General features: G+C 66.5%; 12 protein-coding genes. 6 read left to right on the top strand and 6 right to left on the bottom strand.

Annotation, left to right across the window (positions count from 1 at the left end):
- Positions 1-173: 173 nt before the first annotated feature.
- The gene (locus tag Asi02nite_RS25755; protein ID WP_203716498.1) at positions 174-1,115 is read left to right on the top strand and encodes a hypothetical protein; all 942 of its coding nucleotides are present in this window, start codon (positions 174-176) and stop codon (positions 1,113-1,115) included.
- Here the strand turns inward: Asi02nite_RS25755 and Asi02nite_RS25750 are convergent.
- The 6 genes from Asi02nite_RS25750 to Asi02nite_RS25725 form a co-directional block, all read right to left on the bottom strand.
- On the bottom strand, positions 1,072-1,668 hold the full coding sequence (locus Asi02nite_RS25750) for a DUF6919 domain-containing protein (RefSeq protein ID WP_203716497.1): 597 nt from the start codon (positions 1,666-1,668) through the stop codon (positions 1,072-1,074). The genes Asi02nite_RS25755 and Asi02nite_RS25750 overlap by 44 nt on opposite strands.
- Positions 1,665-2,255: a hypothetical protein gene (locus Asi02nite_RS25745; RefSeq protein WP_203716496.1), complete on the bottom strand. Its 591-nt coding sequence runs from the start codon at positions 2,253-2,255 to the stop codon at positions 1,665-1,667. The genes Asi02nite_RS25750 and Asi02nite_RS25745 overlap by 4 nt, the downstream gene beginning before the upstream one ends.
- Positions 2,256-2,338: 83 nt before the next feature.
- Positions 2,339-2,998, bottom strand: coding sequence for a hypothetical protein (locus tag Asi02nite_RS25740; RefSeq protein WP_203716495.1), 660 nt, complete (start codon positions 2,996-2,998; stop codon positions 2,339-2,341).
- Positions 2,999-3,126: 128 nt separating this feature from the next.
- Positions 3,127-3,447, bottom strand: a complete 321-nt coding sequence (locus Asi02nite_RS25735; RefSeq protein ID WP_203716494.1) for a DUF6300 family protein — start codon at positions 3,445-3,447, stop codon at positions 3,127-3,129.
- Positions 3,444-6,986, bottom strand: coding sequence for a DNA polymerase III subunit alpha (gene dnaE, locus Asi02nite_RS25730; protein WP_203716493.1), 3,543 nt, complete (start codon positions 6,984-6,986; stop codon positions 3,444-3,446). Before dnaE ends, Asi02nite_RS25735 begins: the two co-directional genes overlap by 4 nt.
- Positions 6,987-7,192: 206 nt before the next feature.
- Positions 7,193-8,389, bottom strand: a complete 1,197-nt coding sequence (locus Asi02nite_RS25725; RefSeq protein ID WP_203716492.1) for a helix-turn-helix domain-containing protein — start codon at positions 8,387-8,389, stop codon at positions 7,193-7,195.
- Between the two features lie 394 nt (positions 8,390-8,783).
- Between Asi02nite_RS25725 and Asi02nite_RS25720 the strand changes: the two genes are divergently transcribed.
- From Asi02nite_RS25720 to Asi02nite_RS25700, 5 genes are read left to right on the top strand one after another with little or no spacing between them, the layout of a single operon-like run.
- Positions 8,784-9,608 (top strand): hypothetical protein, encoded by an 825-nt coding sequence (locus Asi02nite_RS25720; protein WP_203716491.1) that lies wholly within the window; start codon positions 8,784-8,786, stop codon positions 9,606-9,608.
- A 46-nt stretch (positions 9,609-9,654) separates the two neighbouring features.
- Positions 9,655-11,649 (top strand): carbamoyltransferase C-terminal domain-containing protein, encoded by a 1,995-nt coding sequence (locus tag Asi02nite_RS25715; protein WP_203716490.1) that lies wholly within the window; start codon positions 9,655-9,657, stop codon positions 11,647-11,649.
- A 4-nt stretch (positions 11,650-11,653) separates the two neighbouring features.
- Positions 11,654-12,523, top strand: coding sequence for a glycosyltransferase family 2 protein (locus tag Asi02nite_RS25710; RefSeq protein WP_203716489.1), 870 nt, complete (start codon positions 11,654-11,656; stop codon positions 12,521-12,523).
- Positions 12,520-13,803, top strand: a complete 1,284-nt coding sequence (locus tag Asi02nite_RS25705; protein WP_203716488.1) for a cytochrome P450 — start codon at positions 12,520-12,522, stop codon at positions 13,801-13,803. Before Asi02nite_RS25710 ends, Asi02nite_RS25705 begins: the two co-directional genes overlap by 4 nt.
- Before the next feature lie 38 nt (positions 13,804-13,841).
- The gene (locus tag Asi02nite_RS25700) at positions 13,842-16,967 is read left to right on the top strand and encodes a non-ribosomal peptide synthetase (protein ID WP_203716487.1); all 3,126 of its coding nucleotides are present in this window, start codon (positions 13,842-13,844) and stop codon (positions 16,965-16,967) included.
- Positions 16,968-16,993: the final 26 nt, after the last annotated feature.

Below are 16,993 nucleotides of genomic sequence, written 5' to 3'. Positions count from 1 at the left end.
CGCGGAGCGTCACCGAGGCTACGGGCAAGGCCCAGCACGCCAACCGCGCCGGCCCCATGACGACCCGCTGTCTTCACGTTTGTTGAACAGAACCGCAAAGGCTCGGACGGATCGATGGCGGAACCAGCGAGGCTCGCCCAAGGTTGTCAGACCGACGCGGCATCATCACACCCATGGCGATGCGTGAGGCGGGTGAGCGGCCCCGGGCCGTGCAGCAGCTCTTGACCGACCAGGCGGGCGTCCGCCGCCGAGTCGTCGACGACCACATGTTCGCCTTCAACCGCGACGGCTATCCGCCCGCCACGTTCCGCCTGCAGATGTTCGCCGCCGCCGGTCAGCGCCCGGTGGCGATCGCGACGCAAACGATGAGTGAGGGCGCATCGCTGATCAACCGGGCCGAGCGGTACGTCGAGGAGGTCTGGCGCACCCATTGCGCCGACGAGCCGGAACCACCGATCTGGATCCAGCATCAGCTGCTGTCCCCCGACGACCACGACACCTTTCAGCACGTCACCTTCACGGTGACCGGACCGTACAGCGTCGACAGTGCGCCACACTGGGACGCTGTACTCACCGGCGCCGAGCTCGCCGAATTGGTGGGCGGTCCCGTCGACGCCGACCGCGGCGCGGGATTCGTTCCCCGTACGCCCGATCCGGAGCCCCGGTTGCGCTACGCCACCGCGATCGTCGCCTTCCTCCCCCGGCCCGACCTCGACGATGACAGCAGCCCGTGCATGCGGACTGGGTTAGGGCTGAGAACCCGGGTGAGTCGGCAGCTCAGGCCGCACCGCGCCGGTCGAGGGTGCTGCTGGTACCACGGCGGCGACTGGCATGAGGTCTCAGCAGCTGCGATCGCCATGGTCGCCGCTGCGCACCGCCACGGCGTCGACGTCGACGATGTCGCCGCCTACGTCCTCGGGCAAGCCGCCGCGCAAGGCCTGAGCGGGTGGAAGGCCGAAGCCCTGGAAAGCCTGTTCATCGAGCCGATGGAACCCAACCCGGAGGTCGGCTACGTCAATGGCCGACACCGCGCCAAGGCCATGATCGACGCGGGCGTCCGCCGCGCGCTCGTCATCCGGTACGACGATCAGCAGCCGGCGCCGTCGGGCCAATAGCCGGTCCAGGCGAACCCGAGACCGACGCGAGACCGAGGGCGGTGGCCAGCAGAGGCCACAGCCGGTCATCGCGTCCCCAGACTGGATCGACGATGGTGACGTACCAGCTGGCCTCGAGTGCACGCACCGCGGCGTCGGTGGTCTCGCTTACCCAGACGTCAAGCGCCGGCGCTCCCCCGACCCAGGTGAACGGCTTGCCTTGGTCGAGAGTGACCGGAACCCGGATGCCGCTGTCGCCGCGCTCGTGAAGGAGGATCACGTCGGTCGGGGCGAACGCTGCGGCGAGCACGTCGCACGTCGCGTCATCGCAGTAGCCACAGATCGTCGCCCGCTGCTCCCAGGCCGCGTTTCCGGGCTGAGAGAAGTCGGTAACGAAGCCGGACCGATTGACCGCCGCCAGCAGCGGAATTAGGGGCCTGGTTTCGTCGTCGGGCGGGCCACCGTGGATAGGCGTGTCCTCGAGCTCGCCGATTACCCACCGCGCTGTCAGCTCCCCGAGATCAGCCATGCTCGACGCGGTCAACCACGTCAACGGCGGTTCCTGTGCGGTCATTGGCCGCGGTCGAGGACGGCGTCGCCGATCGCGCCACCGAGCCGGTCGAGATGATGCGCCACCCGCAGGTATGCAGTCGCGTCGACGTGGCGTCGGGGCGGCTGACCTACAAGCGTCAACGACGCGCCGTCTTCGACGCGGACCGTCACGGGCTGGACCTCCTCGTCGCCGTTGGTCGGTATGACCTGAACGGTGGCAGCCCAGGCCGTGGCTCTGGCCGTTGGCACTTCGAGGGCGAGCCCGCCGAGCCAGGTGATGTAGGAATCCGCGGCGTCAACCGTGGTCGCCACACCTGCGATCGTGAGCGCCTGGTCCGCGATATCGGAAGCCATATCCGCGACGTCAGCCCACTGAGCGAGATGCTTGGTCGCCGGACCCGACGGCTCTTTCACCGTCTCGAACCCACCGGCCGCCGCGTTGATCATCTTGGCGGCCATCCAGATCAACCGCGCCTCGCTCCCGGGTTCGGGGACGACCATCTGCTCGTGCAGAACCTCATGGAGCTCGTTTGCCAGCGCGCGGACCCGCTCCGCTACGTCGGCGGGCAGGGAAACATCGGTCAGGTCAGGCGCTGTCTTCTCCGCCATGCGAGATCCCATCTGTGTCGTGGCGTCCGTTCGTGATGGTGCCTGACGGTCGGCACCCGCGATCCCCCCGCACTCCTTCGAGATCAACGGGTCCGGCCCGGATCGCTCAGGTAGGCGGTGACGCGCTGATGCAGGGCTGCGAGTCGGTCGGCGGCATGGCGCAGCAGGGCGGCGTCGAGCTCGGCCTGCGCGGTGAGGTCGGGGTCGTCCGCGAGCTGCTCGTACAGCGCCGCGTCCTCTTGGCCGTCCAGTGAGCCGGCCACGAATCGCAGCAGTTCCTCGAACGCGGCGAACATGGTGTCGTCGTCACCGGCGAGGATCGCCTCGACGGCCCGCTCGTGCGGCCCGGCCGGCACGGTGACCGCAGGCACCGGCCGGCCCTGGGCCGCGTAGAACGCGCCGAGCTGCACTGCGGGCACGGACCGGTGCTCGAGTTGCGCGCCGACCTCGACCAGCTGGGGCAACATGAGCGCCTGAGCGGCGGCCGTGGTGCGTTCCTCGTCGTCGCTGCCGGGCAGGGCCGGATCGATCCGGATGGCGTGGGCGATCACCAGAGGTGTGTCGCCCGGCAGCCGGGTTACCAGATCGGCCAGCTCGCCGGCATTGGTGAACTCGACCGGCTCGGCGCCGAGCACCTCGTGTACGGGGTCCAAACCCACCGGCGGGGTCTCCTTATTCGTCTCGAGGCTGGGGACGTCCGGCCAGGCGAGCGCCGTCGAGTGCTCGAAGGCCTGCGAGCTCATCGATCGGCGGACCCTACACCGTATTGGGTGACAGCCGCGTCATCGATAACCAGCGCGTCGGAGATCTGCAAGGGTGCCGGCCGGCGATCCGCAAGGTGACAATGATGGTGGTGCGTGGGGCCGAACGTTCACCCGTCGAAATCGCCACGCCGCCACGCCTCCACGTCGGCATCGAAATCCTCGTCGGACACCATTGGCGGATCCGGCACCCGATCGAGCCATTCCCGAACCAGGGCGGCGAACGTGTCGGATGTGGATAGTTCGACCATCGGGTGGACGGCGAAGAACGCTAGCAGGCCACTGGCAGCGGGATCGTCACGGTGGCAGACCGGGCACAGGTACTGTCGATGCATCGCAGCGGGGAACCGCGGATGGGGCCGATCTGCGGCGAGGATGACCTCGGTGTCGCAGACAGGGCACCGGTTGCCGTTGCTGGCGATGGCGGTCATGAGTCCAGGCATCCTGCCCCGAGTAAGCCCTTGAGCTCACTGTTGAGCGCCGGTGACGGCTCGACCCGGACGGCTAGCTGAAGCTCAGTGACCCGGGCACCATTGCGCAGCTTGACGTGCACCGGTGATTTGCCCGGGTAGCCCTGCAGCACGTGTTTGAGATCGTTGACCAGCACCGCGTTGACTCGAGCGACGTCCATGATGAGTTTGATTGGTGGGTGTTCGGCGAGGTCGCTGTCGGATAGTTCGAGAATCTTCAGATCCGAGCCAAAGATGCTTACGGCGCCATCGCGGTGGTTAACCCTACCTTGCACGGCGACGATGCGATCGGCAATGAGTTCGTGGCCGAACAGCTCGTAGGTCTTGGCGAAGAAGAGCACGTCGATGCTGCCGGTAGGGTCTTCGAGCTTGATGATAGCCCAGATTTTTCCGTCTTTGGTGACTCTGCGCTCGACTGCGGATATCAGCCCGGCGAGCACGACGGGTTGCCGCTCCGGGGTTTCCTCGTTGAGTTCGGCGATTACCGTGTCGGCTACCTTTTTCAGCGACCGTTCCGCGCCGGCGAGTGGATGATCGGAGATGTAAAGCCCGAGCATGTCGCGTTCGAAGGCGAGCTTGGTCTTGCGGTCCCATTCGCTGGTGGAGTATTCGGCTGGCAAGCCGACCGCGGCTGCGGGTGCCCCCGCGGTTGAGGGTTCGCTGAACAGGTCGAACTGGCCGTACGCTTCCTTCCGCTTGACGTCCACGGCGATATCCACGACCATTTCGTGCTTCTCAAGCAGGCCTTTGCGAGTGGCGCCGAGTGAGTCGAACGCCCCGGCTTTGATCAGGGATTCAATCACGCGCTTGTTGCATACCACGACATCGATCTTGTCGATAAAGTCGTTGAACGAGGTGAAGCGACCCTTGTCGGCCCTGGACTGGATGATCGAATCTACGACGTTGGCGCCGATGTTGCGTACCGCATTCAGCCCGAAGCGGATCTTCCCGTCGACTGGAGCGAACGGCCCGGTGGATTCGTTCACGTCCGGTGGCAGTACGGTTACGTCCATGCGGCGGCACTCGTTGAGATAGATTGCCATCTTGTCTTTGTCGTCGCCGACGCTGGTCAGCAGGGCCGCCATGTACTCAGCCGGGTAGTGCGTCTTGAGGTAGGCGGTCCAGTAGCTAATGATGCCGTAACCTGCGGTATGAGATTTGTTGAACGCGTAGCCGGAGAACGGCAGCAGTACGTCCCACAGTGCTTGGATCGCTTCGTCGGAGAAGTTGTTGGCCTTCATCCCCGCCCTGAAGTTGACAAACTCCTTCTCGAGGATTTCCGCCTTCTTCTTGCCCATGGCGCGGCGCAGCAGGTCTGCCGCGCCTAGCGAGTATCCGGCGACGCGCTGAGCGGCCTTTTGCACCTGTTCCTGGTAGACGATCAGCCCGTAGGTCTCGTCGACGATGTCGGCGAGCGGCTCGCGCAGCTCCTCGTGGATCGGCACGACTGGTTTGCGGCCGTTCTTGCGGTCGGCGTAGTCGTTGTGAGCGTTGACCGCCATCGGTCCGGGCCGGTAGAGGGCGAGAACAGCCGCGATGTCGGTAAACGCGGTCGGGGCCATGGACTTGAGTAGGGCACGCATCGGACCGCCGTCGAGCTGGAACACTCCCAGGGTCTCGCCCGTAGCCAGCATCTTGTACGTCTCGGCGTCTTCGAGCCAGTCATGGTGAGCCGACAGCTCGAAGTTTGGGTCATGGTTGGCGCGGACGTTGTTCACCGCGTCGTCAAGGATTTTCAGGTTGCGCAGGCCGAGGAAGTCCATTTTCAGAAGGCCGAGCGACTCGCAGGCCGGGTAATCCCAACCGCTGATGATGGTCCCGTCGTCGGGGCGGCGGATCACGGGGATGACGTCCTGCAAGGGATCCCCGGACAAGATGGTGCCGGCCGCGTGCACCCCGGTTTGGCGGATCAGCCCTTCGATCCCTCGCGCGGTGTCGATGACTTTCTTGACGTCGGCATCCTGCTCGTACAGGCTTCGAACTTCACCGGCCTCGTGGTATCGCTTATGTGAAGGGTCGAAGATGCCGGCCAGCGGGATGCCTTTACCCATGACGTCCGGCGGTAAGGCCTTTGTGATCTTGTCGCCGACAGCGAATGGGTAGCCGAGCACCCGGGCAGCGTCTTTGACGGCGGCCTTAGCCTTGATCGTGCCGAAGGTGACGATCTGACAGACGTTGTCGCTGCCATAAGTGTCGGTCATGTACCGGATAATTTCGCCGCGCCGACTTTCGTCGAAGTCGAGGTCGATGTCAGGCATCGAGATGCGCTCGGGATTTAGGAACCGCTCAAAGATCAGCCCGTGGTGGATCGGGTCGAGCTCGATGATCTCCAAAGCATAGGCGACGTCGCAACCGGTCGCAGAGCCACGGCCAGGCGCGTACCGGATCTTTCGTTCCCGCGCGAAACGCAGCAGGTCGGCGACAACCAGGAAGTAGGACGGGAAGCCCATCTGCTCGATGATGCCGAGTTCGTACTCGCACCGGTCGAGGTGCTCCTGCGGAATTCCCGCGGGAAACCGGCGAGACATGCCTGCCAGGGTCTCCTTGCGCAGCCAGGACATCTGCGTCTCACCATCGGGCACCGGAAACAGAGGCATCCGGTTCTTCTCAGCGAACACCTCGGCGTACGACTCGACCCGGCTCGCGACCAGAAGCGTGTTGGCGCAGCCCTCCTGCCACGCATCGGAGCTGTCGATTGCCCGCATCTGCTCGGCGGACTTGATGAAATAGCCGTTCCCGTCGAACCGGAACCGGTCTGGATCCGAGACATTGCTTTGCGTTTGCACGCACAGCAGCACGTCGTGGGCCTCGGCCTGCGCCTCGTGGGTGTAATGGGAGTCGTTGGTTACCAGAGGCGGGATGCCGAGCTTCTTGCCGATCTCCAACAGGCCGTCGCGGACCTGGCGCTCGATAGGTAGGCCGTGGTCCATGATCTCGAGGAAGTAGTTCTCCTTCCCCAGGGCATCTTGGTACGCCGCAGCGGACTTGAGCGCCTTATCGAACTGCCCCAGCCGCAGCCGGGTTTGCACAGCGCCGGACGGACAGCCGGTGGTGCCCATGATCCCCTCGGCGTGCTCGGCTATCAGGTCGAGATCCATACGCGGGTACTTGCCGAACTGCCCCTCGATGGAGGCGCGCGAGTTCAGCTTGAACATGTTGCGCAGGCCCGTCGGGTTGCGCGCCCAGAGGGTCATGTGGGTGTAGGCGCCACTGCCGGCGACATCGTCCCGCTTCTGCTCGGGCCGGCCCCATTTGACCCGGTTTTTACTGAACCGCGAGTCGGGCGCGACATACGCTTCTACTCCGATGATCGGCGTGACTCCAGCGGCAACAGCCTGCTGTTGGAAGTCGTACGCTCCGTGAATGTTGCCGTGGTCGGAGATCGCCGCGGCGGGCATCCCCAGTCGTTTTGCCTCGGCCAGGAGTTCCTTAAGCCTTGCAGCGCCGTCGAGCATTGAATACTCAGTGTGCACATGCAGATGCACAAACGAGTCTGCCACTCTGTCACCCCTGTCCCGCCGACCAGCGAACCAGCCTAGCGGCCAGGGGGTGGCCGTCGCGGTGCGCGGTTGAATGACACTCCAGAGGCCAGGCGACCCCAGCCGTGCCGGCAGGAGACCCCGGTCTTGGTGCCGGGACAACGCTCAGATGGGCAGGTCGGTCTCTTGCGAGGGCCTGCTGGCACGTGGCTTCCTCAAGCAGCCGATCAATCCTCGATGCCCATCCAATTGGCGACACTACGCAGCGTTGATGTTGAGCGGCGCTCGGTTTGGGCGAGGGTGATGACGGTGTCGCGCGCCAGCGGGTGGTGCCGGACTTGTTGGGGCGTGATTGACCGTGCGGTGAGCAGGGATCGCAGCGCGGCATCGCGGCGGCCGTGCAGGAGCTGAGCGCGTGCTAAGTCGATGTAATGGTGCCCAGCACGCTCAGGAGGCGTCGAGGGGGTCAGGTGCACGTGTTGGGCACGTTCGAGCGCCTCCGCGCTGTCCATCAACTCGACGCCGAGAGCTGTCCCCCAGATAGCAACGTTGGTCGGGCCAAACGCAAGGCGATAGTGATCTTGGTCGGTGGCGAGACTTTCAGCGGCGGCTCGGGCTTCTTCGTAGTGCGCCCACGTGGCGGCGGAGTCCCGCGCGTGGGCTGCCGTGTATGCGGACATGAGGTGCAGCCAGCCCCACACCGACAAATCGCTCGACGACCGTGCGCGGAGATCAAATCTTGAGGTGGTCATGCGGAGGACGGTCCGGGCACTGCGGCAATCGCCGACGGAGTCAAGATCACCGGCACGTAGGACATCGGCGAGGGCCTGCAAATGTGGGTTCCCCGCCTGCCCCGCTGCCCACCCATAGCGGTCCGCGAGCAACGACGTCAGGTCGAAGTAGCCAAGCTTGTGAGTGAGCTGCCGGGCGGCGTAATACACCTCAGCGAGCATTGCCATGACGGCTTCCCTTGCCGTTCCTGAGGTCGCGTGTGTGGCATGTCTGAGCTGTTGCAGGGCCAGCGGCAACGCGGTACCGAGGGCATCGAAGTCGGCCCGGTGGCGCATCGCCGACACCTTGGCGGTGAGCGCGCCCAGGGTCGCCAAGTCCGGTGTACGCACCTCGTCTTCAGGCGGCATCTGGTAAGAGGCCAGTTCTCGGCGAATCGCGGTCACCGACGCGTGCACGTTGTTCTCACCGCGGTCGCGGGTCAGATACGGCTGGCCTGTGAGCGTCCCACGGTCGATCCCGAGGTAGCGCGAAGCGGCAGAGATCACCGAGCCTGTCGCGGCGCGCTCGCCACGCTCGATCTTCTGAATAAGGCTCAAGGAGGTGTTCGTACCTTCAGCCAATTGACGCTGAGTATGCCCACGTATCCGTCGCCATGTCGCAATCCGTGCGCCGATGTGCTCGTCGTTGCGCATGAATCAACCATCACGCCGAGCGCAGAGCCGCGTCAACTGGCGAAACCGCGCGCGAGATGCCTCACCGGAGACCGCCTGAGGGCTGAGCTTCCGGCAGCGCTCCTTGTCGCAGCCGGAGCGCGGATCAGCCACAGATCAGCATCATGGCGCAAGCCGGGAACACGCACAAATTGTGCGCGTTCCCAGGCCAGACGGCTCTCGACACGCAGCCTGCGCAGGAAGCACAGTGGTCCATGCGTTCGTAACGTCTGCGCCACCCTCCGTTACCTCACCGTCGTGTGATCAGCACAACCCACCGCAGAAGCGCTTGTCTAGCCAGCGCCGCGACATTCCCGATCGGAACGGTCGCGCACGTCTCGCAGTGCGGTTCGCCTGGTAGAGGAAGGAAACAAGCGTGACAACGTCCACCGCTCCTCCGCTAGACACCAGCAGGTATCCGCGGGTAGCCGCGTATCTGGACGCTTACTGCTCAGGGCCCGGGGCCGGCACCGAGAACGAACCCCACGCCGCCGAGCTCGCCTTCTCTATCGGGCGCGCCCGCGTTTCCCAGGAGCCGTTCACCGTCGCCACGGTCGACGGTTTCCTCCCCGACCCCCTCTACCAGGACGTGCTGCGCGACTGGCCGCAGCTGACGTTGAACCCCGTCAACGTCGGGGGCGGCAGCGCGAAACATGTCGGCTCACGCCACAGCGCCGGGCTGCAGAGCTGGAAGCCCGAAACCGTCGACACGCCGGACACCTGGGGAAGCCTGGCTCGGCTCACACGCTCGGCTCCGCTCACACGCGCCTTGTTCACCCGGTTCGCCGACGTCGTCGAGGACAACCTCGCTCACCCCGACGTACGGAACATCACCCAGCCCGGGTTCCGGCTATGGGCAAACCAAGATCGGGGCCAGGCAGAAGCCCTTGGTGCCCACGTCGACTCGCTGCCGAAGCTGCTAACCATCGTGCTCTACCTCGACCTGCGTGGACCAACCACCGACGAATCAACTCGCCGATGGGGAACCACCACGTACGCCATCGCGCCCGACGAGGTCGAGACCGTGTCCTTCAGCCCGAACACCGGCAGGACACCGGCCGGGCACATCTACTTCCGCCCTAACCGCGCCTTCATCATGCCCAACTGCTCCAGCGCACTACACGGCGTCACCGGCGGCGAAGCCGGTGTCACCCGGCGCTCACTCATGTGGGGTTACTGGCTGATCACCTCTAAGTCCTGATCCGGGCGTCGTCTCCTCCCGCCCTCTTCCTCCCCGGAGCACCCACATGCCTCTCGTCATCGGCTACAACCTCAGCCACGACAGCAGCGTCTGCCTGGTCGACGACGGCCGGATCCGTGCCGCGGCAGCGCTCGAGCGCAGCTGCCGCATCAAGCGAGGTGTCGTAGCGGCGCATGCCTACGCCGCCGCGATGGCCCGGCTCACCCGCGAAGTGCTCGACGGCGAACGGCTTTCGACCGCCGACATCGACCACTGGATTGCGACATCCACCGAATCACGCGACCAGCAGGACGAGGATCAGCTTGCCGACAGCCTCGGCCTTATCGTGCCCGAGGCCAGGCGGCTCGCAATGCCGCATCCGGCGCACCACCTCGCGCACGCCTCAGCGGCGTTCTACACATCGGGATTCGAGCAGGCCTCGGCGCTGGTCGTCGACGCCTACGGCTCGCGCTACGGCGCCGGCCGCGAACGCGAGACCGGGTTCGCCTTCCGGCCGGGCGAGATGCCGCAGGTCGTCCTGCGCAACGAGCGCGACCATCATCGGATCGCGGGCCGAATGCGGCAGGACGGGACGATCGGGCTGCCCGAGCAGCTCAGCGGCATCGGAGAGCTCTACCGCGTGATCACCCTGGCTCTCGGGTTCTTCGAAGCTGGCACCTACGACGATGCCGGCAAGACGATGGGCCTTGCTCCGTTCGGCAAGCGGATTAGCAGGGAAACCCTGTTCATCGACGTGACGCCGGGCGGGCTGAGGTTCGACCGCGCCGCCGCGTCGCTCGTCGGCCTCGGCTTCGCCGTCCGTGACGCCGCGGGCCTGCGCCTGCTGCCCCGTCCGGCCGGCGCACCGCTGCAGGACAAACATCGCGACCTCGCCGCCCAGATCCAGATCGAGTTCGAGGAAGCCTGCCTATATCTGGTCCGTGACCTCGTCTCACGAACCAACCTGCCGTCGCTGGTACTCAGTGGCGGATGCTTCCTCAACTCTGTACTCAACGCCCGGCTACTCAGAGACGCCCCGATCGACCGGCTGTCGGTGTTTCCCGCCGCCACCGACGACGGCAACGCTGCCGGCGCCGCGTTGTACGCACACCACAACCTCACCGCCGCTGCGGGCCGGCAGCTCAAGGCCGGGCCGGCACCGCGGCTCCGGCACGTCTATCTCGGGCCGCCCCGGCTGACCGGCCGGGACATTCCCGCATTGGCGCGGGGATGGGGGCTGGAGCCGATCGAGCATTGCTCGATGGCGGACGCCGCCGCCGCGGCCGCCAAGGCGATCGCGGAGGGACAGATCATCGGTTGGTTCGACGACCGCGGTGAGCTCGGCCCCCGCGCTCTAGGCGCCCGCTCCATCCTGTGCCACCCCGGGATCCCCGGCATGAAGGACGTCCTCAACCACAAGGTCAAGTTCCGGGAGACGTTCCGCCCATTCGCCGGCGCGGTGCTGGCCGAGCGGGCCGACAAGTGGTTCGAGATGGCTACCCCCGACAGCCCGTTCATGCTGCAGGTGTGGCCGGTGGCGCAGCACGCCCGCGGCCAGGTCACCGAGATCGTCCATGTCGACGGCACCTGCCGGGTGCAAACAGTGGCAGCCGACCTGCCCGGCAGCTTCAGGGGGCTGCTGGAGGCATTCGACCGGCTAACCGGGCTACCGGTGCTGCTAAACACGTCGTTCAACCTTCGCGGAATGCCCATCGTGGAAAGGCCAGAGGAAGCCCTCGACTGCCTCTACGGGTCGCGATTGGACCGGGTGTTTCTCGGGCCGGTCGAGGTCTCTGCCCCGGACTTCGGTGCTCTCGCACCGGCGGCCACCGACATCTTGGAGGCGCAAACCGATGGGGTCGCGGCCGCGGTGCTGCAGTTGGCCGACGGCGACCGTCCTCTCACGGCCATCGCGCAGGTCGCCGGGGCGAGCGTTGACGACGTCATCGACACCGCGCTGGACCTTCGCCGCCGAAGGCTGCTGCGCTGGAACGGGTTGCCGGCGCTCACACCACCGTCGCTGCCGCTGCCGCAGTACGAAGCGCAGCCGACAGGACAGTGACCCGATGAAGCTGAGCGTTGTCGCGATCGCCCGGAACGAAACGCCGTACCTACTGGAGTGGGTGGCCTACCAGAGGGTGATCGGCGCTGACCGCGTCATCATCTACGACAACGGTCACGACGTCGCCGGACACCGCCTGCTCCACGCGCTCGACCGTGCCGGCGTCATCACCTGCGTCCCCTGGACCGGCCGCTTCCGACACGGACCGCAAGTTCCGGCATACGAAGACGCGTTGGGGCGTGTGCGAGGCACTAGCGACTGGGTGCTGTTCTGCGACCTCGACGAGTTCGCCGTCCCTGTCGAGGCCACCCGCCTCACCGATGTTCTCGCCACCGTCGATGACCTGGACGGCATGTGGCTTCCATGGCTGATCTTCGGGTCGAGCGGGGAACTCGTCCACCGTCCGGAACCCGTCATCGAACGTTTCCAGTGGCGCCAGCACGCAGACGACGACACTGTGACCCCCGTCAAGAGCGTCGTCAGGCCCGCAAGGGTCGTGCGTCCCCACCTGCATGTGCACCATCTGGAAACAGCCGCCTACGCCAACCCGCTCGGAGAGCGGGGCTTCCGCCTTGCAGGCGACGGCGTCAGCCGCAGGTCCGCACAGCTCGCCCGCGGTATGAACATCGTCCGGATCCACCACTACATGACCAAGTCGCGACGGGAGTGGCAGGCCAAGGTCGCCCGCGGCCGCGCCGACAGAGGATGGGCGGACGAATCCGTTTCTCGCGAACACGACGAGTTCGCCCAATGGAACCGAAACGAGGTGCGTGACGCCACGGCGCTGCGGTTCCTTCCCGCACTGCGTCAGCAGATGGCTGCACTCGCGCAGCTAACTGCCGGCGAGGACACCTCCGCCGGGGCACGGCGATGAATGGCGACACCTTCTCGGCCGGACAGGTGGGCACCGCGCGCTTCCCGTTGACCGGCATCGACCTGGCCGATCCAGACTTGTACACGGCGCACGACGGCGGCCTCGACCAGCTGCGCCAGCTGCAGCGTGAACATCCGGTCTACTGGAATCACCGTCCCGGCGGTGTCGGATTCTGGGTGTTCACGCGCTATGCCGACGCGGTGACGGTCTTTCGAAGCAAGAACGCTTTCACCAGCCGACAGGGCATCCAGGTCGGCCAGGCCGGAGGCAGGGAACAGCCCGCTGCCGGCACGATGCTCGTCCAAGCTGACCGTGGCGATCATCGCCGCATCAAGGCCACGCTCAGCCCGCATCTGAGCGAAACCGCGATGCAACAGCTCCTGCCCGCATTACGTGCTGCCGCTCGAACGGCGGTGGACAAGCACGCCGACGGAACCGAGTTCGACTTCATGACCGAGATCGCCGCCGAACTGACATGGTCGGTGCTCGGCGCCATCCTCGGGATCCCAGCCGCTGACCGCAGGACGGTGGCACGGTGGACCGAGACGGCGTTCGAAGCGACGACTGGCCAGAGGCAAGACCATCCCACTGCCGAAGGCGGCGGCATCGCTTCGCCGGCCGTCACAGCGAACGCCCAGCTCTTCTCGTACTTCGCGGATCTCCTCCGCGATCGTCGCGCAGAACCGGGCGAAGACCTCATCAGTGCCCTGGCCCGGCCCCGGTCGGGCAACGACACCGGCCTCACGCCCACGGAGATCCTCGTCAACGCCCACCTCCTCCTCGCCGGTGGACACGAGACGACACGCCAAGCGCTGGCCGGCGCCGTTGTCGCGTTGGCCGACCATCCCGGGCAGTGGGCCCGCCTGCGCAAAGACCCATCGCTCATGCCCGCCGCCGTGGAAGAAATCATCCGATGGTCCGCGCCCAGCCTGAACATCGCGCGTACCGCGACCACGGACATCGAGATCGCTGGTCAGAGGGTCAGCGCGGGGCAGCAGGTGAGTCTGTGGCCCCCGATCGCCAACCGTGACCATGCCGCGTTCCCAGACGCCGAGTCGTTCGACGTGGGCCGGGAACCGAACCGGCACCTGAGCTTCGGGATGGGAAGCCACTTCTGCCTCGGCGCGTGGACCGCCCGGCGGGAGATTCAGATCCTGCTCGAAGAACTGGCCACACGCGCAACGGTCCCGGAAATCAGCGGCAGCGCGCAACGAATGCGGTCCAACCGCACCTGGGGCTACCAGACCTTGCCAGTCAGGCTCACCACCGCCCACCCGTGACATGACCTACAACCCCCGGCGGCGAGAAGGAGAACCCGTTGAGCACGAGCACCGCAGGCGTCGAAGCGCTCAGCGAATCGCAGCTCGCGCTGCTACACCTGACCCACCGCGCCAGCGAGCACCACCCTCGGTTGACCGCGGTCAGCGTCTGGCCACGCCCGCTCGACGTCGACATGTTCGCAGCGGCCGTGAACTGGCTGAGCGACCAACACCTCGCATTGCGGTCCGCGGTCGACGTCACGGCCGGCCAGCCGGCCTGGGCCGAGCGGCCCGGCACCGTTCCGGCAATCGTCTTCGCAGGCAGCGCCCCGAGCGCAGCCAATATTCTCTCCGAGGTACGCAGTGAGCCCTTCGCCATGCAAGAAGCTCCTTTGATCAAGTTCGTCCTGGTGGAACGGGACAGCACCGTCGAGGTGCACACCGTCAGCCACCCGGCGCTGCTCGATACCGCATCTGTGGCCACGCTGCACCGGCAGTTGCGCGCGCGATACACCGGTGGGCCCACGGAACTCGCTAACGGCACCCGCTACCCAACGGAAATCGGCGTCGAGAATCCTCGAGGGCCGCAGGGAGAGCATCGCGCCGGCGTCCTACCGGCTGAGGACCTCCCGGAAACGCCGGCAGAAGGCTGGGCAGAAACCTTCGTCGACTTCGTCCCGAGCACCCCCGCATTCTGGGCACACGGCTCCGCACAGGACGCAACGGAGACCGTCGTGCGGATGCCGCTGCCCGACGACGTCACCGCCAGGCTGGCCCGCTTCGCCGACCGCTGCGGGATCTCCCTAGCCGATGCGGCGTTGACCGCCCACGCCAAGGCGGTAGGCCTCGCCACCGGGCGGTCCGACATCGCCATCGGAGTCGAGACCACACCCACCGACACGAAGCACGCCGTTCCTGTCGGCGCGCGCTGCGTCACCGTCCCAGTACGCGTAAGGGCCACAACCGGGACCTGGGCCGACCTGTCCCGGGAAGTGACCGCCGCCCGACGCCGGGCCGCGCGTTCCGCCGACCAGTCATTGCTGCGGTTGCACCAGCGGCTGCGGTCCGACCGGATCCTCGACACCACCTTCGCCGTCACCGTCCTCCCCGAGGCTTCAGACCTGGGCTGCGCAACCGCGGCGCACATCGAGTTCAGCGCACCGTTCGACGGAACCTGCCGGGTGGACGTCCTGCACCACCCGGACACCGGCCGGGTGACGCTACAAATCACCGCAGGACCAGAACTAACCGCTGGGCAGGCACGCGAGCTGCTGCGGCTGCATGCCACCGCGCTCGCCGCCATCGACGCCTCCGCCAACCACCAAGACGTTTCATCGCTGACCGGCGACCAGGAGGAGTTGGTCCTGCATCAATGGAACGGCCGGAACACCGCGTACCCGCCGCCTTACTGCGTTCATGAGTTGTTCGAGCAACAGGCCTGGCAGACACCCGACGCGGTCGCGGTCGTCGGCACGCGCGAACGGATGACCTATCGACAGCTGAACGAGCGGTCAAACCAGCTCGCTCACACGTTGCGAGCGGACGGCATCGCCGTGGGGTCGGTCGTGGGGATCTACGCCAGACGAGACGTCTCCATGATCGTCGCCTTCCTCGCCGTGCTGAAGTCCGGCGCCGCCTACCTTCCGCTGGAGCCGGGACAGCCCGCGGATCGGATCCTCTACATGCTGAAGGATGCGGGCGTCTCGACCGTCCTCACCGACGCTGTCTACCACGTCCAGGTGCCGGCCGGCGCCTGGACGGTGCGGCGGATGGACGCCGGCGACACGCTCCAAGCGCCGGTTACCGGTCTTGGCCGCACCTGCATCCCGCAGGACCTGATGTACGTGATTTACACGTCCGGGTCGACCGGCGTGCCCAAGGGCGTCGAGGTTCCCCACGCCGGCGTGGCGAACTACCTGCGCTGGTGCGTGCAGGAGTACGCCTCTCACGGTGACGGCGGGGCGGCGCTGTTTTCCTCCGTGGCCTTCGACATGGTGGTGCCCAACGTCTACGCGCCGCTGATCATGGGCCAGCGGGTGTGCGTTCTCGACGAGACGCTCGACACCGGTCAAGTCGCGGGGCGGCTGAACGAGCTCGCCCCGTTCAGTTTCCTCAAACTCACCCCCGGTCAGCTGGCTGTCCTCGGTGAGCTGCTCACACCGGAACAGGCACGGTCGCTGGCGCACTTCCTCGCCGTCGGAGCCGACGCCTTCCCGGTGCGGATCATGCGCAGCTGGCGCCGGATCGACGAAACGACACCGATGATCAACGAATACGGGCCGACCGAGGCGTCCGTCGGCAACTGCGTGCACATGGTCACTGGAGACGAGGTCGGCGAGTCCCTGCCGATAGGCAGGCCTATCCCCAACACCACCATGTACGTCCTCGACGACGCATTGCGCCCGGTTTCCGTGGGCGTCCCAGGCGAGCTCTACATCGGAGGCGCCTGCGTCGTGCGCGGCTACACCGGCAAGCCACATCTCACCGAGGAGAAATTCCTGCCGGACCCGTTCAGCTCCGCGCCGGCCGCCCGGATGTATCGCACCGGCGACATCGGCCGGTGGCTTCCTACCGGCCTGCTGGAGTTCCTCGGTCGCATCGACGATCAAGTGAAGATCCGCGGCTATCGTGTGGAGCCCGCCGAAGTGGAGGCCGCCCTCGTGGCCCACCCCTCCATCGACGCGGCCGTGGTCACCGTGGTCGGGGCGACGCGAGCAACGTTCGCTCTGGCGGGGTATTACGTGTCAGCCGCCGGACTCGCCCCGGACGAGGCTCGCGCCCACCTCAACCGGCATCTGCCGGACTACCTCGTCCCCTCGCGGCTGCACCGCATCTCCGCCGTACCGCTCAACGCCAACGGCAAGGTCGACCGGAAAGCGCTGCGCGAACAGGAGGCCACCGGGTCAGCACAGCGACGCCGGCAGGCCGCCCTGGACGGGCCGGCCGGTCAAGTGCTGCGAAAGGCATGGACCACCATGTTCGGACGCCCCCCTGCGGATCCGGACGAACGGCTCCCCGACGACGACATGTTCGCCGCCAACGCGATCCGTCTGGCGGCACTCGTCACGGCCGAAGGAGCCGTCACGGCACCCGCGGCGTTCCGGCTGACCTGCGTCGCCGCCACGGTCGGCGAGCTGGCGGAAATGCTCGAGCAGAGCGCCCGCAAGCCGAGCCCACGCCCCTGACGGCCCCGCAGGGACAGCGACCAGCG

It is taken from the genome of Asanoa siamensis (assembly GCF_016862555.1).
GTDB classification, from domain to species: domain Bacteria; phylum Actinomycetota; class Actinomycetes; order Mycobacteriales; family Micromonosporaceae; genus Asanoa; species Asanoa siamensis.
The sequence above is the reverse complement of the archived record's forward strand: the minus strand, read 5'-3'. Positions and strand labels throughout refer to the sequence as shown.